The 18,075-nt window shown below is 73.5% G+C and carries 14 protein-coding genes; 5 read left to right on the forward strand and 9 right to left on the reverse strand.

Going from position 1 to position 18,075, the window contains the following annotated elements:
- Nucleotides 1-107: 107 nt before the first annotated feature.
- From ACZ619_RS13135 to ACZ619_RS13175, 9 genes are all read right to left on the reverse strand, one after another.
- Nucleotides 108-662: a WD40 repeat domain-containing protein gene (locus ACZ619_RS13135; protein ID WP_469597910.1), complete on the reverse strand. Its 555-nt coding sequence runs from the start codon at nt 660-662 to the stop codon at nt 108-110.
- A 42-nt stretch (nt 663-704) separates the two neighbouring features.
- Nucleotides 705-2,417 carry a dipeptide ABC transporter ATP-binding protein gene (locus ACZ619_RS13140; RefSeq protein WP_469597912.1) on the reverse strand — a complete coding sequence of 571 codons (1,713 nt, stop codon included), beginning with the start codon at nt 2,415-2,417 and terminating at the stop codon, nt 705-707.
- Complete coding sequence (locus tag ACZ619_RS13145; RefSeq protein ID WP_469597914.1) at nt 2,414-3,268, reverse strand: ABC transporter permease; 855 nt, start codon at nt 3,266-3,268, stop codon at nt 2,414-2,416. Before ACZ619_RS13145 ends, ACZ619_RS13140 begins: the two co-directional genes overlap by 4 nt.
- Nucleotides 3,265-4,209: an ABC transporter permease gene (locus ACZ619_RS13150; RefSeq protein WP_469597917.1), complete on the reverse strand. Its 945-nt coding sequence runs from the start codon at nt 4,207-4,209 to the stop codon at nt 3,265-3,267. The genes ACZ619_RS13145 and ACZ619_RS13150 overlap by 4 nt, the downstream gene beginning before the upstream one ends.
- The gene (locus ACZ619_RS13155; protein ID WP_469597919.1) at nt 4,209-5,843 is read right to left on the reverse strand and encodes an ABC transporter substrate-binding protein; all 1,635 of its coding nucleotides are present in this window, start codon (nt 5,841-5,843) and stop codon (nt 4,209-4,211) included. The genes ACZ619_RS13150 and ACZ619_RS13155 overlap by 1 nt, the downstream gene beginning before the upstream one ends.
- A gap of 162 nt (nt 5,844-6,005) precedes the next feature.
- Nucleotides 6,006-7,034: a ketopantoate reductase family protein gene (locus tag ACZ619_RS13160; protein ID WP_469597921.1), complete on the reverse strand. Its 1,029-nt coding sequence runs from the start codon at nt 7,032-7,034 to the stop codon at nt 6,006-6,008.
- The gene (locus ACZ619_RS13165; RefSeq protein ID WP_469597924.1) at nt 7,031-7,837 is read right to left on the reverse strand and encodes an SDR family NAD(P)-dependent oxidoreductase; all 807 of its coding nucleotides are present in this window, start codon (nt 7,835-7,837) and stop codon (nt 7,031-7,033) included. The genes ACZ619_RS13160 and ACZ619_RS13165 overlap by 4 nt, the downstream gene beginning before the upstream one ends.
- Complete coding sequence (locus tag ACZ619_RS13170; protein ID WP_469597926.1) at nt 7,834-8,757, reverse strand: polysaccharide deacetylase family protein; 924 nt, start codon at nt 8,755-8,757, stop codon at nt 7,834-7,836. The genes ACZ619_RS13165 and ACZ619_RS13170 overlap by 4 nt, the downstream gene beginning before the upstream one ends.
- Nucleotides 8,754-10,076 (reverse strand): M20/M25/M40 family metallo-hydrolase, encoded by a 1,323-nt coding sequence (locus ACZ619_RS13175; protein ID WP_469597929.1) that lies wholly within the window; start codon nt 10,074-10,076, stop codon nt 8,754-8,756. Before ACZ619_RS13175 ends, ACZ619_RS13170 begins: the two co-directional genes overlap by 4 nt.
- Nucleotides 10,077-10,210: 134 nt before the next feature.
- On the opposite strand from ACZ619_RS13175, the gene ACZ619_RS13180 reads away from it, so the two are divergent.
- The 5 genes from ACZ619_RS13180 to ACZ619_RS13200 all read left to right on the forward strand — a co-directional run bounded on the left by ACZ619_RS13180 (nt 10,211) and on the right by ACZ619_RS13200 (nt 18,032).
- Nucleotides 10,211-10,909 carry a GntR family transcriptional regulator gene (locus ACZ619_RS13180; RefSeq protein WP_469597932.1) on the forward strand — a complete coding sequence of 233 codons (699 nt, stop codon included), beginning with the start codon at nt 10,211-10,213 and terminating at the stop codon, nt 10,907-10,909.
- 336 nt (nt 10,910-11,245) lie between these two features.
- A complete protein-coding gene (locus tag ACZ619_RS13185) occupies nt 11,246-13,537 on the forward strand; it encodes a zinc-dependent metalloprotease (protein ID WP_469597934.1) in 2,292 nt (763 codons plus the stop codon).
- A 90-nt stretch (nt 13,538-13,627) separates the two neighbouring features.
- Nucleotides 13,628-15,436 (forward strand): endo-1,4-beta-xylanase, encoded by a 1,809-nt coding sequence (locus ACZ619_RS13190; RefSeq protein WP_469597936.1) that lies wholly within the window; start codon nt 13,628-13,630, stop codon nt 15,434-15,436.
- A 118-nt stretch (nt 15,437-15,554) separates the two neighbouring features.
- Entirely contained in the window at nt 15,555-17,168 is a 1,614-nt protein-coding gene (locus ACZ619_RS13195; RefSeq protein ID WP_469597938.1) for a class I adenylate-forming enzyme family protein, read from the forward strand.
- Between the two features lie 21 nt (nt 17,169-17,189).
- On the forward strand, nt 17,190-18,032 hold the full coding sequence (locus ACZ619_RS13200) for a DUF4437 domain-containing protein (protein ID WP_469597940.1): 843 nt from the start codon (nt 17,190-17,192) through the stop codon (nt 18,030-18,032).
- Nucleotides 18,033-18,075: the final 43 nt, after the last annotated feature.

Consider the following 18,075-nt stretch of genomic DNA (forward strand, 5'->3'; position numbering starts at 1 on the left):
GCCGGACGGTCGCCCGCGGCAGCAGCCTAGCCCCGCGTCCCGCTGCGAGGGGATGGCTGTGCACCAAATCAACTACCGTGAAAATGCAGGCAGTTGGGGCGATCGATTCAACCGCACACGGGCCGGTGACCGGTACCGGGCAGGTACAGGGACCGTTCCTGCTCCGTGATGTCCCGGTGGACGGCCCGGCAGAGGTCGCGGATCAGCGTCGGCCTTCCGGGCAGGCGCGCGTCCCACAGCCGCACCGTGCCGGCGCTGTCGCTGATGGCCGGCCTGCGGCCGTCGGGACTGAAAGCGAGCCCGACCTCGCCTCGGTGGTCCGGCGCGATGTGCGTGGTCACGCCGGTCCCCGGGTTCCAGAGCCGGACGGTGCCGTCGTCGGGCGAGTCGTCCGCCGAGGCCCCGATGGCGAGGGCGGTGCCGTCCGGGCTGGAGAAGGCGGTGTCGGCGGTGGTTCCGGACCGGTGGAGTGCGGCCCGGAGCCGGCGGCTCGCGGTGTCCCACAGCCGCTCCACCCCCGACGCGCTTCCCGTCGCGACGGTACGGCCGTCTGGGCTGAAGGCCACCGCTTCCAGGGAGTCGAGGGCATCGGTCGTCAGGATCGCCCGGATCCGGCCGGTGGCCGGATCCGACAGATAGACCCGGCTGTGGTGACGACCCACTGGAGTGACCTTCCTTCGCCGAGGCTTCTGTCCGGCGAGGGGTCAGCCGCCCGGCACCGCCGCCAGGAGGTGAGCGGTGTAGGTGTCGCCGGGGGTGTCGAAGACGGCGGACGTGGGGCCCGTCTCGACGATGCGGCCGGAGCGCATCACCGCCACGCGGTCGGCGATGTCCCGGACCACGGCCAGGTCGTGCGAGATGAACAGGTAGCTCAGGCCCAGGTCGCTCTGGAGCTCGGACAGCAGATCGAGGACCTGGGCCTGGGTCGTGACGTCCAGCGCGGACACCGGCTCGTCGCAGACCACCAGGTCGGGTTCGAGGGCCAGGGCTCGGGCGATGGCGACGCGCTGGCGCTGGCCGCCGGAGAGTTCTGCGGGGCGCCGTCCGGCCAGCGACCGGGACAGGCCGACCCGTTCCAGCAGCCCGCCGATCCGGTCCGTGTCCCGGGGCAGACCGAACGCGCGCAACGGTTCGGCGACGATGCTCTCCACGCTCAGCAGAGGGCTCAGCGAGTTGTACGGGTTCTGCTGGACGAGCTGGAAACGCCGCCGCAGCCGCCGCAGTTCGCGGGCGCGCGCGGAGTGCAGCGGTACGCCGTCGAAGTGGACGGCGCCGCTGGTCGGCCGCTCCAGTGCCATCACCGTCCGGGCGGTGGTGGACTTGCCCGAACCCGACTCGCCGACCAGGGCCAGGGTCTCGCCGCGCTCCACGGTGAAGCTCACCCCGTCCACCGCCCGGAACCGGAACCGGCTGCCGTCCGGGCGGCGGGCGGCGAACTCCTTGACCAGGTTCTCCACCCGCACCAGCGGCTGTTCCGGCGCCGCCCCGGACCCCGCGCCGGACAGCGGCACGGCGGCGGACACCGGTACGGCGGCTGCACGGCCGCGGCCGGCCCACGGCTCGCGTTCGCGCCCGCGTCCGCGCCCGGGGATGCTGCGCACCAGCAGCCGCGTGTACTCGTCGTCCGGTTCGTGCAGGACCTTGGCCGGCGGGCCCTGTTCGACCACCCGGCCCCCGGACAGGACGACGATGTGCTGGGCCCGCTCGGCGGCGACGGCCAGATCGTGGGTCACGAGCAGCAGCGCGGTGCCCGTCCCGGCGCGCAGCAGGTCCAGATGGTCGAGGATCTGCCGCTGCACCGTCACGTCCAGCGCGCTGGTCGGCTCGTCGGCGATGATCAGCCGGGGCTCACAGGCCCACGCGATCCCGACCAGCACCCGCTGCCGCATGCCCCCGGACAGTTCGTGCGGGTACTGCCGGGCCCGCCGGGCCGGGTCGTCGAGCCCCGCGTGCTCCAGGATCGCGACGGCCCGCCGGGCGGCCTCCGCCCGGTCGCAGAGCCCGTGCACCAGCAACGCCTCGGCCACCTGGGGGCCGATCCGCTGGGTGGGGTCGAGGGAGACGCCCGGGTCCTGCGGGACGAACCCGATGTCCCGGCCCCGCAGGGCGCGCAGCCGGGACTGCGGCAGCCCGAGCAGGTCACCCGTGCCGTCGAACTCGACCGTGCCGGAGGTCACTTGGGCGGTCGGCGGCAGCAGGCCGAGCGCGGCGAGCGCGGTGGTGCTCTTGCCGGAGCCCGACTCGCCGACCAGGGCGACGACCTGGCCGCTCGGCACGTCGAAGGACACCTCGTGGACGACCGGTGGCCGGCCCGCGTAGGCGACGGACAGGCCGCGTACCGAGAGCGCGGGCACCGGCTCGGCCGCGGGGCCCGGATCGGTCACGCAACCCGGGCCGGCTTCGGAGGGGGAGGTCATGTGCTCCTCCGGGAGTGGGAGATGCGGTTGACGGACAGGACGATCGCCACGACGACGAGTCCCGGGACGGTGGTGAGCCACCACGCGCTCTGCAGGAAGTCGCGGCCCCCGGAGATCAGCGACCCCCACTCCGGCTGCGGCGGGGGTTCGCCGTAGCCGAGGAAGCTCAGGCCGGCGATGGCGAGCAGCGAGGTGCCGAACTCGACGGTCGCCAACACCACCGCGGGCCGGTAGGAGTTGGGCACGACGTGGCGGACGACGACGGTCCAGCGGTGCACGCCCGCGGCCCGGGCCGCCTCGACGAACCCGGCCTCGCGCACCTTGAGCACCTCGCTGCGCACGGTCCGCGCGAACCCGGCCACGCCCGCGACACCGACCGCGACCGCCACCTTCACCGCCCCCTGTCCGAGGACCGTGATGATCGCCATGGACAGCAGCAGGCTCGGGACGGCGAGCAGCACGTCGCAGACCCGCATCACGCACTCGTCCACCAGCCCGCCGAAGTAGCCGGCGAGCAGGCCCAGCAGGGAGCCGACCACCACGGCCAGCGTGACCGCGAGGAAGACGCCGCTCAGCGACAGCCAGGCGCCGTGCACGACCCGCGCGTACAGGTCACGGCCCAACTGGTCGGTGCCGAACGGGTGGTGCCAGGACGGTCCGAGCAGTTTGTCGGCGGGATCGCCGAGCAGGGGGTCCTGCGAGGTGAACAGGTCCGGGGCCAGCGCCCACAGCAGGACGAGGGACAGGACGAGCCACGACACGATCAGACCGGTCGCGGGCGGCCGGCGCCGGGCGGCCGGCCCGGTCGGCGACTTCTCGGCGGGCACGGGCGCGGAGACGGGGGCGCTCACGCGGTCACCGCCGTGAGCCGGATCCGCGGGTCGATCACGCCGTACAGGAGGTCGACCGACAGGCTGATCAGGACGAACACGCCCGCCGCGAGCAGCACCACCCCCTGGACGACCGGCACGTCCCGGGCCGAGACCGCGGCCTCCGCGGTCTGGCCGAGGCCCGGCCGGGAGAACACGGTCTCGGTGAGCACGGCGCCGCCCAGCAGCTGCGCCGTCCACACGCCGACCGTGGTCAGCGTCGGCAGGGACGCGTTGCGCAGCACATGCCGGCCGAACAGCCGTGCCGTTCCGACCCCCTTGGCACGCAGCACCTGGACGTACGGTTCGCCGAGGGTGGTGGCGATGCCGTCGGAGAGGACCTTGGCGGTGGCCGCGGCGAGCGGCAGCGCCAGGGTGACGGCCGGCAGTACGAGGGTCGGTACGCCCTGGTCGCCGAAGGCGGGGAACAGGCCCCAGCGGAAGGAGAACAGCTGGAGCAGCATCAGGCCGACCCAGAAGGTGGGCATGGCGACCCCGACCGCGGGCAGCGCCTCCAGCAGGCCGCGGAGCCTGGCGCTGCGGGTGGTCCGGGTCCAGACCGCCAGCGCGCCCCCCAGCAGCACGCCGAGGACCAGGCCGGACACCGCCAGCTCCAGGGTCGGCGGCACGGCTGCGCCCAACAGGTCGCCGACCGGCGTCCGTTGCTGGAAGGACGTGCCCAGGTCGAGATGGAGCAGCCGCCACAACTGGTCGCCGTACTGCACGATCAGCGGCCGGTCGGTGCCGAACTCCGCCCGCAGCGCCCGGATCTGGTCGGCGGGCGTGTTCTGGAGCGCCTCGGGGCCCAGCATCATCTCCACCGGGTCGCCGGGCAGCAGGTACATGAGGAGGAAGGTTCCGGTGAACGCCGCCCACAGCACCAGAAGTGCTGTGGCGGCGCGCCGGACGAGAAAGCGGGGCATCAGGAGGTCCGGCCGGCGTCGTAGAGGAGGATCCGGGACGCCGCGTCGAAAGTGATGCCGGTGATCTTCGCGGAGACTCCGACGACCTGGGTGAGCTGGCTGAACGGGAAGGCGTAGCCCTCGTCGACGAGGATCTGCTCGGCCTCGGCGGCCAGCTTGTTGCGCTCGGCGGTGTCCGTGGTGGCGAGCTGGGCGGCCAGCACCTTCTCCAGACGCGCCTCCTGCGGCTCGTCACCCGTGAACCAGGCGAGGTTGCCCGCCGACTTGGAGAACGCGGCGCGCAGGATGTCCGGGTCCGGGCGGCTGACCGAGGTGGAGCGCAGGTCGTAGTCGCCCTTGGCGGAGGCGGTGGCGTACTCGGCGGCGGTCACCTGCTTGAGCTTCAGGTCGACGCCGACGGCGCGCAGTTGATGCTGGACGGCCTCGATGACGTTGGCCTGGTAGAAGTAGAGCAGGCTGATCGACAGCTTCTTGCCGGCCTTCTCGCGGATGCCGTCCGAGCCCTTCTTCCAGCCGGCCGCGTCGAGCAGGGACTCGGCCTTGTCCGGGTCGGCCTTCAGGGACGCGGACAGGTCCGTGTAGCCGGGCGTCGTGTCGCCGAGCACACTGCTGGCCACGCCGTACGACGGGGACAGCACGGTGTCGGTGATCTCCTGCCGGTCGACGGCCAGCTGGATCGCCTTGCGGACGTCGGCGTCCTGGAGGATCTTCGAGCTCTTCAGGTTGGGGGCCGCGCCGATGACGACGCCGGGGTTGACCCGGGACAGCAGGGTGTAGCCGGCGCTCTTCAGCGAGGACTCGTCCTGGGACTGCACGGTGGTGGCGACGTCCACCTGGCCCGACTTGAGGCTGCCGGAGCGGACGCTCGGCTCGGTGACCACGTTGTAGGTGACCTTGTCGAGATAGGCGTCACCGGAGTGCTCGGCCAGCGCGGACGCCCACTTGTAGCCGGTGCGCCTGACGAGCGTGGTGCTGGAGTCCTTCGTGTACGACGAGAACTTGAAGGGCCCCGAACCGATCAGGCCCTTTCCGGTGCAGCGGTCGGCGAGCGACGCCTTGAGGCCGGCGGTGGACAGCAGACCCAGCGTCGGGGTCGAAGCGGCCATCAGGAACTGGGCGTTGGGATTGTCGAAGGTGACGGTGAGGTTCTGCGCGTCCTTGACCTCGGTGCCCGCGTAGCCCAGCAGGTACTGGCTGCCGTAGGGCGACTTGGCGCCGGCCGCGACGATCGAGTCGAAGTTGGCCTTCACGGCCGCGGCGTTGACGGGGGTGCCGTCGGAGAACGTGATCCCCGAACGCAGGTGGAAGGTGAAGGACCTGGCGTCGGCGGACGCCTTCCACTTGTCGGCGAGCCAGCTGACGAACTTGCCGCTCTTGGGGTCCTGGGCGATGAGCGAGTCGACCACCTGACGGTTGATCACGGCGCTCGCGATCAGCGTGGACTGCTGGGGGTCGAGGCAGACCGGGTCGGAGTCGATGGCGATCTTCAGGCTGCCGCCTGCCTTGGGAGAGGCCGAGGCGCCGGAAGCGGAGTTGCCGGTGCCGGTGCCGCAGGCGCTGAGGACGGCGGCGAGGGAGAGCGCGAGACCGGGAACGGCGGCTCTGCGCAGGACATGGGTGGGTGGCGTCCGCATGACGGCGGGATCCTTTCGGCGGCGTGTACGGCGAAGCGGTGTGTACGGCGAGGAAGCGGTGCGTAGGGCGAGGAACCGGTGCGTGCGACGAGGTACCGGTGTGTGCGGCGAAGAGGCGGGGCGTCGGCCGCTGACCCGCCCTTCCGCGCCCCGCCCCGGCGGTCATCCGGCGGCGGCCGCCGCGCGGAGGTCGTCGAGGTTGGTGGCGGAGAAGTCGCGGTCGCCCGACTCGATCTCGCTGAGCAGGCGGCCCAGGGCACGGCCCAGCGGCGTGGCCACCCCGTGGCGTTCGGCGAGCGCGGCGTAGCCGTCGTCGCGGCTGGGCCGCTCGATGGGACGGCGTCGTACCGCGAGGTCGCGGAAGACCCCGCTGCGGTCCTTGGGCTGCCCGGCCAGCCAGGTGACCAGCCGGTCGAGTGCGGCGGTGCGGGCCCGTTCGGAGGCGGCGGCGGAGAACGCGTACGGCTCGTACGCGTCGAAGGCCTCCAGGGCGATCCCCTCGGCGACGGCGACCGCGGTGCTCTCCGCGGCCGCCGCCGCGGCCAGGTCGCGGTGGGCGTCGACGATGCCGGCGATCGGCGCGTCGACCAGGGTGGTGACGCCCAGGATCGCGCCGAAGCCGCGCTTCGCCCAGCGGAAGCCGGGAAGGTTGGCGGTGGCGCTGACCGGGCCGTAGGCGCGCAGGTCCGCGGCGAGGTCCAGGACCCGGCGGTCGGGGGCGCCGCCGTCCGGCAGCCCGACGGCCAGGGCGCCCGCCCCGCCGTCGCGGATCACCCCGGGTTCCAGGTAGTCGGCGAAGATGTTGACGAAGATCCCGAGGGTGCGGTCGGTGCCGACCTGGTCGGCGATGACGGGTTCGTTGCGGCCGTTCTGCGCGGACACCACGAACCCGTCGCCGGTGAGGCGTGCCGCGATCCACTCGGCGGCCCGCGCCGTGGCCTGCGACTTGACGGCGAGCAGGACCGGACCGGACATCGGCGGCAGTTCGGGGTCGTCGGTGGTGTGGGCGGCGGCGACCCGGACGGTGTCGTCGGTGCCGTCGGGCCGGCGGACGCTGAGCCCGTTTCGGCGGACGGCGGCTATGTGGTCGGCGTCGGTGTCGACCAGGGTGACCTGGTGGCCGTCACGGGCGAGGGCGTGGCCGAGGGTCGCGCCGATGGCGCCGGCGCCGACGACGGTGTAGGTGGTCATGAGCGGGCCTCCGGGGTGCCGAGCTGCCAGGGGGTGGGTTCGGGCCAGTGGTGGGGCAGGGCGGTGGTGCCGGCCGAACCGCCGCCGTCCACCGGCAGGTCGGCGCCGGTGATCCAGGCGGCCTCGGCGCCCAGCAGGAAGCGGACGGCCGGGGCGATGTGGGCGGCCTCCGCGCGGCCCGGCAGCAGGGACCGGCCGACGGCCTCGGCGTAGCCGGGGGTGACCGGGTTGACCGGGCTGTCGACGCCGACGAAGCCGGGGGAGACGGCGTTGACGCGGATGCCGTACGGGCCGAGTTCCACGGCGGTCGCCTTGGTCGCCATGACCAGGGCCGCCTTGGAGGTGGAGTAGTGGGCGGCGCCGGGACGGGCCCGCAGGGCGGCGCCCGAGGCGATGTTGACGACGGCCGGGGTGCGGCCGGCCGGGCGGGCGTGGTGCGCCAGGCGCTGCGCGGTCAGGACCGCGGCCCGGACGTTGACGTGCTGCACCCGGTCCCAGAGTTCGGCGGTGAGATCCTCGAAGGGGATCGCCGGATAGATGCCCGCCGCGTTCACCAGTGCGTCGACCGGCGCCTGCGACCAGGCCTCGTCGATGAGCGCGGCGGCGAACGCGGCGTCCGCGAGGTCGCCGGTGACGGCCCGTACGGGCACGCCGTGCCTGGCGTGGACGGCGTCGAGCACGGCGGTGAGGGCGTCGGCCCTGAGGTCGGCTCCGGTGACGTGCCAGCCGTGGGCGGCGAGGTCGTCGGCGATGGCGGCGCCGATGCCGGAGGCGGCTCCGGTGACGACGGCGTGCGGACTCATCCGAGTCCTCCTTCGGTGCGTACGTGGCGGGCGATCTGCTCGTGGGTGGCGAACCAGACCGGGCCCGAGGCGGTGATGTGGCGCAGGAGTTCGGCCAGCAGCCAGATCCGGGAGCGGTGCCCGGAGATGGACGGGTGCAGGGTCAGCTGGAAGAGGCCGCCGTCGCGCAGGGCGCCGTCGAACTCGTCCCGCCACACCCGCAGCACCTCGCGCGGCGGTGTGTAGGGGCGCAGTCCGGCGTAGCGGACCATGGCGAAGTAGGGGGCGTCGTCGCGGATCCACTCCACGGGGAGTTCGACCACGCCGGTGGGCTCGCCGTCCTCCAGCAGCTCGTACGGCTCGTCGGCGGCCATCAGCGAGGAGTCGTACAGGAAGCCGAGTTCCCGGACGACGCTCAGGGTGTCCGGGGAGAAGTCCCAGGACGGGGTGCGGATGCCGACCGGCCGCCGCCCGGACAGCCGCTCCAGGGTGTCGAGGCTGCGCAGGGTCAGCTCGCGCTCGTCGGCGCGGGAGAGCAGGGTGTTGCGCTCGTGGATCCAGCCGTGCACGCCCACCTCGTGACCGGCCGCCGCGTAGTCGGCGATCTCGCCCGGGTGCAGCAGCGCGGAGACGGCGGGCACGAAGAACGACGCGGGCACCCCGTGTTCGTCGAGGAGGCGCAGGATGCGGGGTACGGCGACCCGTGCGCCGTACTCGCCGGCGGCCAGCACACCGGGGGTGGTGTGGCCGTCGCGCAGAGCGGGCGTCTCGTGGTCGCTGTCGAAGGAGACCGCGACCGCGACCCGGGCGCCGCCGGGCCAGGAGGCCGGGGTGAGATCGCGGCCCGCGCGCACCCGTCCGACCAGGCCGCGCCAGACCGGCTCGGGCCACTGCCAGGGTTCGCGTCCGGACTCGTCCGGCGGGTGCTGCTCACTGGTCATCGTTCTTCTCCCAGGAAGGACTCGACGACGTCCTGCAACGCGTCGGTGGTCAGGCGGAGGCTCTCGACGTCGACGTGCTCGTCGTCGCCGTGGAAGAGACGGCGGTAGCGGCCGACGTCCCATGCGGAGGTGTAGAGACCGAACCCGTAGGCGGTGCCGCCCCGTTCGCGGACGAAGCGGGCGTCGGTGCCGCCGGCCGTCAGGGACGGCAGCGGGGCGCGGCCGGGGAACCGGCGGCCCACGGCGGCGCCCACCGCGTCGTAGAGCCGGCCCGTGCCGGACTGCGAGGCGGTGCGCGAGCCGAGCCGTTCGACGGTGATGAACTCGGTCAACTCCCCCAGAGCCGACAGCAGTTCGGCGTCCGCCTCGGCCTCGTCCTGGCCCGGCAGGCCGCGGATGTCCACGTCCACCACGGCGGTGCCGGGGATCACGTTGAGCTTGTTCCCGGCGCGGACCACGGTGGGCGTGAGGGTGAGGTGGGTCAGCGCGTGGCCGAAGCGGGCCGCCTCGCCGAGGTGGTGCAGGTGGTCGTCGAGGGTGGCCGGGTCCAGCAGCCCGGCGGTGGCGGCGGGCGGCAGCTCCTGCGCGCGGACGTACGCCTCCCAGCGTTCGTCGGTACGGGCCGCCGGGCGGTGCCGCGCGATCCGGACGGCCGCCTCGGCGGCGATCACCGCCGCGTTCCGCGCGCCCCACGGCATCGAACCGTGCCCGGAGCGGCCCCGCACCAGCAGCCTGCGGGGGAAGGAGCCCTTCTCCCCGACCGTGACGGTCACCGCGCCCGAGCCGACGTGCGCGCCCGCGCTCTCGGTCAGGGCGTGGTCCCAGGAGAGGAGTTCGGGCCGGTTGCGGGCGATCCAGCCGGCGCCGAACCGGCTGCCGGCCTCCTCGTCCGCGACGGCCGCGAACACCAGGTCGCCCGCGAGGGGTTCGGACCGGCGGGCCACCGCCGCGGTCACGACCGCCATGGCGGAGGTCAGGTTGAGCATGTCGATGGCGCCGCGGCCCCAGACGACACCGTCGCGCACCGCTCCGGAGAACGGGTCGTGCGACCAGGTGCGCGGATCGGCGGGTACGACGTCGGTGTGGCCCAGCAGGGTCAGCGCCGGGGCCTCGCGGCTGCGCCCCGGCACCCGGAAGACGGCGCTCACCCGGCCGGGATGCGGCTCGACCACCTCGACCTCGGCGGATGTGCCGGAGAGGTAGTCGAGGAGGACTCCGGCGTTGCGCGACTCACCGCCGGAGTCCGGACCGCCGTCGTTCACACAGGCGTTCCGGATCATCGCCGACAGCAGGTCGACCGTGTCGTCTACGGGACTCATGTCACGATCATCCGCAGTGAATCCAGATGTATTCAAGTGGATACTGATGTCAAACATGTGAACTCGTTTTTCACCCGGCGTGCTTCAATGAGCGCATCGACCACCGAGGACGACCCGTGAGGATGGACGCCCCCGTGAGCCCTGCAGCACGGCACCCCGCCGAGAAACCGGCCCCGGACGCACCGCGTGAGCCCGAGGTCTCGGCCGACTCCGGCATCGGCATGTACCGGCAGGTGCGCCAGGACCTCATCGACGGCACCATCGACCCCGGTTCACTGCTCCTGGAGACCGCGCTGGGCAGCCGGTACGGCGTCTCCCGCACCCCCGTCCGGGAGGCGCTCAACCGCCTCGAACAGGACGGACTGCTCGAACGCGTCCCACGCGGCTACCGCGTCCCGGTCATCACCGCCGAGGACATCCTGGAGCTGTACGAGGCGCGGATCGCGCTGGAGGCGACGGCCGCCGGGGCGGCCGCACTGCGCCGCACCGACCTCGACCTCGCCCGCATCACCCACCATCACGAACGCCTGCTGGAGGCCACCGGCACGGAGGAGGCCGCGGACGCCAGCGCCTCCTTCCACAAGGCCGTCTGGCACGCCGGCCACAACGCCATCGTCTCCGGGCTGCTGGACCGGCTGATCACCCAGATGCGGCTCTTCGACCGCGCCCCGACGGTCGAACCCGCCAAGCGCGAACTCACCCACGAGGAACACGGCCGTCTCATCGACGCGATCCGCGAGCACGACGCCGACGCCGCCCGCCGTGAGGTCGTCGCCCACCTCGGCCGCAACCGCGACGTGCGGCTCGCCGCCCTCGCCAGGACCCTCCCCTGAACCCCGGCCCCCGGCGCGTCGTCGGCCCCTCGCGATGTCGTACGACCCGCCCCTGAGCGCGACCCGCTCCTGAGCGTTGGGCGTCCATGCCCCGTCACCTTCGCGCACCCGTGGCCGAGTTGCGCGGCGGCCACCGCGCCGCCGCGCGCACCCATCGAGTCCTCGCGTGTACTCGACTGGATACGCATGAGATCCGGACCCTGCTCGTCCGCACCCTGCTCGTCCGCACCCTGCTCGTTTGGAGCGCCGGTCCGGCCAACCGGCCGAGCCCACCGCGCGTCCCCATGTCGCCCCGTTGCCCGAGCCCGTCCGTACCCGAGACGAAAGGCGCCCGCCATGCTCGACCTCCCGCACGATCCCGAGGGAGCCCGACTCCTCGTCGGAATACGCCAGTTCGACACCCCGTTCCTGCTCCTCGCCGCCCTCGGCACCGGCGTCGGCAGCAGCCGTCTGCTGCCCGACCGCGCCCGGCCGGGCAAGGTCCGGGTCGCCTCCTTCCGACGGGTCGGCCCGCGCGTCCTGCTCGTCCAGCACAACAAGCACCACCTCGCCCACGGCGACGGCGCCGCCCGCCGGGCCGGCGAGGAGTCCTTCGCGGTGTCCGTGCTGTGGAGCGCGCCCGTGCTGCGGGAAGAGGACGGCGCGGTCGTCGTGGACGCCGGCTCCCTGACCGTCGCCGACCACCAGGACCTGATCACCCACCTCGCCGAGACCGGACAGGGCACCCACACCCTCGACCCCGGCCGCAGTCTGCCCCTGCCCGAGCAGAGCCACGTCCGTGACGGACGCGTCCGGCTGACCGCGCTGCTCACCCTGAGCGGCCCCGGCACCGGCACCGCCCTGCGTGAGGTGGTGCCCGACCCCCGTTCCGTCAGCCTGGTCCAGCACCTGCACCTGCTCCCGCTGCCCGAGCCCGCCCTGCCGGTCCGCCGCTACCACCCGGGCTCCGGGGCCTACGGCATCGGGCACGCCGACCACGCCCGGCTCACCGGCGGCGACTCGCCCACGGTGCGGCTCCAGCCGAGGTTCCGCCTCGAACCGCTCGCGCCCGAGGCGCCGGCCACCGCCGTGCGCCGTCCCGTCGTCTTCCTGGTCGACCCCGCCATCCCCGAGCCGCTGCGTTCGGCGGTCGTCGAGGGCGGCAACTGGTGGCGGGCGGGCTTCGAGAGCGCCGGTTTCACCGACGCCTTCCGGGTCGAGGTCGCGGGCGAGGACGCCGACCTCCACGACCCGGGCGTCAACGCCGTGTGGTGGGTGCACCGCGCCGGGCGGGGCTGGTCGATGGGCGCGGGCCTGACCGATCCGCGCACCGGGGAGATCGTGGCCGGCCGGGTCCGGCTCGGCTCCCAGCGGGTGGAGCAGGTACGCGCCCTGGGCGAAGCCCTGCTGACCCCTTACGGCCGCCCCGACGAGGCGGAACGACTGGCCGCCGTCGAGGAGTTGGTCTTCGCCCGGATACGGCAGCTGGCCGCGCACGAGATCGGCCACGCGCTCGGGTTCATGCACAACTACGCCAGCACCCACCACCCCGAGCCCTCCGTGATGGACTACCCGTACGCCCGGGTCGACGTCGGCGCGGACGGTGTCGTCGACCTCTCCGGCGCCTACGCCGAAGGCCTCGGCCCCTGGGACCACTTCCTCGTCACCCACGCCTACGGCCGCTTCCCGGACCACGACGAGGAGACGGCGCTCGCCGAACTCCGGCGGCTGGCAACCGAGTCGGGCCTCGTCTACCTCACCGACGAGGACGGGCACGGACCGCACGCCGCGCACGCGGACGCCGTGCCGTGGGTCACCGGACCCGGCGCGGTCGACGCCCTCGACCGGATCCTGCGGGTGCGGCGGACCGCCCTGGACGGCTTCACCGCCGGAGCGGTGCCGCCGGACCGGCAGAGCGGCGAGCTGGAGGAACGGGCCGCCCTGCTGCACCTGTTGCACCGTCACGAGACGCAGGCGGTGGCCCGGCTCCTCGGCGGAGTGCGCTACCGGTACGCCTGGGCCGGCGACCCCGAGGTGGGGACCCGCCCGGTCGCGGCACAGGACCAGCACCAAGCGCTCACCCGTCTCGCCGCGCTGCTGCGGGCCGAGGAACTCAGCCTGCCCCGAGCCGTGCTGGACGTCCTCACCCCGCCGGCCATCCGCCACGAGCGCAGCGACCAGTACCTCGCCACCCGGGCCGGACGCGTCTTCGACCCCCTCGCGGCGGTCGCGGCGGCGGTGTCGGTGGTCGCCGAGCCCCTCCTGGAACCCACCCGGCTGAACCGGCTCGCCTGGCAGCACGCCGCCGACCCGGACGTACCCGGTGTCGCCGACGTCCTCGCCGCGGTCTTCGCCACCACCTGGCTCCGCGCGGACCCGGTGCACCCGGGTACCCCCGGCGCGGACGCCGTCACCGCCACCGCCGGACGGACCCTCCTCGACCACCTGTTCCGCGTCCTGGCGGACGGCACCATCCACGCCGGCGTCGACGCCGTGATCCGCCACGCGCTGCGCTCCCTCTTCGAGATCCTGCGCGACGGCGACCCCCAACAGAGCGAAGCGGCCCAGACCATCCGGCTCCGCCTGGCCGAACCCCTTCCACCCACCCGCGACTTGCTCCCGACGCTTCCGCCGGGAGCGCCCAACTGAACACACCCCCGGTCCCGAACGGCCACGGCGGCCGGGGATGATGGTGAGCCGGGGACGCTGGTCAGCGGGGGCGGGGGCGGGGGAGCGGGCATGGCAGGACCGTCGCGGAGGCGGGCCGTTGTCGCGGGTGCCGGTGCGTTGCTCGCCGGGGTCGCGGTGACCGGTTCCGTCCGGTCCGGGGCCGCGCGGGGAGCGGCGGTGGACCTGCTGAAGGGGCGGGACTGGGCGCACTTCGCCGGGGCGAGGCGGACACGGGCGGGGGTCCGCGTCACCCGCCTCGACCGGCGGATCACGCGGCAGGACGGCAGCGGTGGGCAGCCCAATCCGCCGGTGAACCTGCGGGGTCCTCACCTGGTGTTCCGGGGTGACATCCGGATCGAGGCACGGATGAGCGGGACGGACGGCACGGATGCCTATCTGCACCTCTACGGTGAGACCCCCGTCGTCTACGACGAGTGGCGCTACGAGCGGCGCGGTGTGCGGATCGGTGTGGCCGGCGGCCGTGTCCGGTTCGACCGGTGGGACGGGGACTCGGACCGGCCCGCACTGACCCGGACCTTCGGCGGGGAGCTCGGGGCGGACGTCCGCCTCGCCGTCGACGTGCGCGGGGACAGGCTCGTGCTGGAGGCCGACGGGCACGTCGTGGGGAGCGCCCCGGCGCGGGAGGTCTTCGGGCACGGCCGGATCTGGTTCGGCGCGGACGCGCAGGGCGACGGGGAGCACTGGACGCTCCGGGAACTCCGTGCGATGCCCGTGGGGCGGGGGCGGCTGTCCGTCCGGGACGCCCCCGGCCTCAAGGTGCCCCGGTCCACGGACGCGCTGCGTGACCTGGCGGCCGGCCTCCGGCGTCCGGTCGGCGTGGGGACCGCCCTGGCCGCGGGCCCGCTGCTGACCGACAGCGCCTACCGGAGGACGGCCGGTGAGGAGTTCTCCGTGCTCACCCCGGAGAACGACTTCAAGGCGCAGTTCGTGCAGCCGCGACGCGGAGTGTTCGCGTTCGCGGAGGGCGACACCCTGGTGGACTTCGCCGAGGCCAACGGCGCGCGGGTGCACGCCCACACCCTCGTCTGGTTCGAGGCGCTGCCCGCGTGGATGCGCGCCGAGATGACGGACGAGGCCCGCAGGCACGTGATGACGGAACACGTCCGGGCGGTCGCGGGCCACTTCCGGGGGAGGGTGGCGGAGTGGGACGTGGTGAACGAGCCCATGTCCGACGAGGACGAGGACTACACCAACGGCAACCTCGGCGTGCGGCCCCACCTCTGGTTCGACGCGATGGGCGAGCGGTACATCGACATCGCCTTCCGTACGGCCCGCGCGGCCGACCCGCACGCGGTGCTCTACCTCAACGAGTACGGCGTGGAGGAGGACGGACGGCGCTGGGACGCCCTGCACGCGCTGCTCGTACGGCTCAGGGAACGCGGCGTTCCGGTCGACGGCGTCGGTTTCCAGAACCACGAGTACTCCGCCGGCGACCGTACCGACCCCGAGGTCTTCCGGCGCAAGGTCAGGGCGCTGGCCGAGCTCGGCCTGAAGGCCCGGGTCTCGGAGATGGACGTGCTCGTCGGTGACGGCGGGGATGACGGCGAGGGCGGCGAGGGCGGCGCGGACGGCGCGGACGTCCAGGCCCGTCAGTTCGCGGGAAAGCTCGCCGTCTGCCTGGAGGAGCCCAACTGCACCTCCTTCTCCACCTGGGGCTTCACCGACCGGTACGGTTCCACGGCCGACATCCGGAACTACCCGCCGAGCCCCGGGGACGCACTCCCCTGGGACGCGGAGTACGAGGCGAAGCCCGCCTACTGGGCCCTGCGCGATGTCCTGAGCCGTTCCCCTCGCCGGGCCGCCGTCTCGCGCTCGTCCCGGCGGGGTCGAGCACGCGGAGCTGCCCCGCCGTCATGACCCGGGAACCGGCGGGCGGTGTTCCACGCATGGAAACTTCGTTGACCTGGGTGGAACGACTGCGGTAAACAAGGGCGACTGGACCGCTCGCCGCCGGGCCCGCAGGGGAGGACGTCTCATGCCGGATGCGCCGCCCCTGCCCGCCCGGGTCCGGCGGATGCTCGCCTCGGGGAGCGTCGGGACGATGGCGACCGGTCTGCGCGCGCGTGCCGTCGACGCGGCCGACCGGACCGCGGTGGTGGACGGCGCGCGCACGCTCACCTTCGCCGCCGTGCACGGACGGTCGAACCGGCTCGCGCAGGCGCTGCTCGGCGCCGGACTCTCGCCGGGGGACCGGGTCGCGGTGCTGCTGGGGAACCGGCTGGAGTATCCCGAGGTGGCCGCCGCCCTGGCCAAGGCCGGGCTGCCGATGGTGCCGCTGGGCATCCGGCAGACCGCCCCCGAGATCGCCTGGATCGTCGGGCACAGCCGGGCCCGGGCGCTGATCGTCGACGGGGACCGGGCCGAGGAGGCCGTCGCCGCCGTCGAGAAGGGCGCGGAACGGCTCGCGGTCGTCCTCACCCTCGGCGGATCCGGACCGGGGCGGCCGTACGAGAGGACGCTCGACCGCGCCGCCGACCGGGACCCGATGGTGCCCGTCACCGGCGACGACGTCTTCTGTGTCCAGTACACGTCCGGCACCACGGGCCGCCCCAAGGGCGCGCTGCTCACGCACGGCGGGCGGGCGCTCACCGCGTCGCTGTCCGCGCACGAGTGGGGGCTGGGCGCCGGGCGCACGAGCATCGCGGTGGCGCCCATGAGCCATGGCGCCGGCTTCATGTTCGGCTACGCGCCGGTCCTGACGGGCGGCACCGTGGTGATGCTGCCGCGCTGGGACCCCGTCCGCATGCTCGAACTCGCGCAGGAACACCGGGCCCAGTCCGTGTTCCTGGTGCCCACCCACGCCCAGACCCTCCGGGCGCTCGGGGAGCGGGCGCCGTCCCGCTACCGGCTGTCCGCGCTGGACACCCTCTACTTCAACGCGGCAGCCCTGCCGGTGCCGTTGAAGGAATGGGTGCTGGACGCGTTTCCCGGCTGCGGTGTGCACGAGCTGTACGGCTCCACCGAGGGCGGCGTCGTCACCGATCTGCGTCCCGTCGACGCCCGTCGCAAGGCCGGCTCGGTCGGCCGGGCCTGGTACCTCACCGAGGTCCGCGTGGTCGACGACGACGGCCGGCCGGTCGCGCCGGGGGAGCCCGGTGAACTGTTCAGCAAGTCGCCCTTCCTCATGGCCGGTTACCTCGACGACCCGGCCGCCTCCGCCGCCTGCCGCGCACCGGACGGCGCGCTCTCGGTCGGCGACGTCGCCACCCTCGACGACGAGGGCTACGTCCGCATCGTCGACCGCAAGAAGGACGTGATCGTCTCCGGCGGGCTCAACGTCTACCCGCGTGAGGTGGAGGAGGCGCTCCTGGCCCATCCGGCGGTGGCCGATTGCGCGGTGACGGGCACGGCCGACCCGGTCTGGGGGGAGCGTGTCACCGCGTTCGTGGTGTGGGCCCCGGGCGCCGAACCCGTCGACGCGGAAGGCCTCATGGGCTTCGTACGGCCCCACCTCGCGCCCTACAAGCTCCCCCGACGGGTGGAGAGCGTGGCGGCCCTGCCGCGCAACTCCGCGGGCAAGGTGCTCAAACGCGAACTGCGTGCGACGGCGCCCCGGTCGGGGGCCGAGCAGGACCCCACGACGGCATGACGAGCGAAAGGCGGTGGCGCGGTGCGCCCGCATGTGGAACTGATCCACGAGGACGACTACGTCTGGCACCCGGCCGAACTGCCGGGCGGCGAGGGCGAGGTGCGTGAGCGCAGGCTCAGCACGGACGAGGAGGACGGCTCCAGCGCCCTGTCCCTCGTCTTCGACACCGACTGGTCCCGGGGCCCCGGAGTCCCCCTCGCCGACACCGAGTTCTTCGTGCTCTCCGGCCGTCTCACCTACGGGGAGACGGAGATGGGGGAGGGCGGGTACGTCCAGGTGCCCGCCGGAGTGCCCATGGAGCGGATCTCCGTCGACGCGGGCAGCCGGCTGCTGCACTGGCGCGAGTACGGTCCGGCCGGCTTCCTGGCGGGCGGCGAACGCGCGGCCGACGCCGAGGGCGAGGTCACCCTGCGGGACTCCGGGGCGATCGGGTGGAGCGCGGCGCCCACGGTCGGACCCATCACCCCGCTCTACATCAAGCTGCTGCACCGCGACGAGAAGACCGGGTTCTACACCCGGCTGATCCTCGCCCCGAAGGGCTGGACCGACCACCGGCTGGCCCACCACCCCTGCTACGAGGAGTTCTACACACTCAGCGGGCGGATGACCTACAACTTCGGCGACATCGATCCGGGCACCTACTGCTTCCGCCCGCCGTTCGTGAAGCACGGCCACTTCGTCGCCGAGGAGGACACCGAGTGGATCATCCGCTCGGACGGCGAGCTCATCAACTGGTACACGACCGAGGAATGGATCAACTGGGGCGGTGAGGCGGAGAACTACGAGCCGCACCAGTCGCCGCAGCCGTCCACGATGCCGTTGCGCTCGCGTTCGCGAGGCGACTGGAGCCGCGACGGCATGTGAGGCACGAACGCGGCGAAGGGCCCGGCACCTCCCCCACGGGTGC

The sequence above is a fragment of the Streptomyces sp. NPDC104367 genome, from assembly GCF_055583825.1.

Excerpts from the sequence above, each read along its gene's own strand:
- ACZ619_RS13140 (WP_469597912.1), bottom strand. The coding sequence starts at position 2,417 with ATGACCTCCCCCTCCGAAGCCGGCCCGGGTTGCGTGACCGATCCGGGC.
- ACZ619_RS13150 (WP_469597917.1), bottom strand. The coding sequence starts at position 4,209 with ATGCCCCGCTTTCTCGTCCGGCGCGCCGCCACAGCACTTCTGGTGCTG.
- ACZ619_RS13155 (WP_469597919.1), bottom strand. The coding sequence starts at position 5,843 with ATGCGGACGCCACCCACCCATGTCCTGCGCAGAGCCGCCGTTCCCGGT.
- ACZ619_RS13160 (WP_469597921.1), bottom strand. The coding sequence starts at position 7,034 with ATGACCACCTACACCGTCGTCGGCGCCGGCGCCATCGGCGCGACCCTC.
- ACZ619_RS13165 (WP_469597924.1), bottom strand. The coding sequence starts at position 7,837 with ATGAGTCCGCACGCCGTCGTCACCGGAGCCGCCTCCGGCATCGGCGCC.
- ACZ619_RS13170 (WP_469597926.1), bottom strand. The coding sequence starts at position 8,757 with ATGACCAGTGAGCAGCACCCGCCGGACGAGTCCGGACGCGAACCCTGG.
- ACZ619_RS13175 (WP_469597929.1), bottom strand. The coding sequence starts at position 10,076 with ATGAGTCCCGTAGACGACACGGTCGACCTGCTGTCGGCGATGATCCGG.
- ACZ619_RS13185 (WP_469597934.1), top strand. The coding sequence starts at position 11,246 with ATGCTCGACCTCCCGCACGATCCCGAGGGAGCCCGACTCCTCGTCGGA.
- ACZ619_RS13190 (WP_469597936.1), top strand. The coding sequence starts at position 13,628 with ATGGCAGGACCGTCGCGGAGGCGGGCCGTTGTCGCGGGTGCCGGTGCG.
- ACZ619_RS13195 (WP_469597938.1), top strand. The coding sequence starts at position 15,555 with ATGCCGGATGCGCCGCCCCTGCCCGCCCGGGTCCGGCGGATGCTCGCC.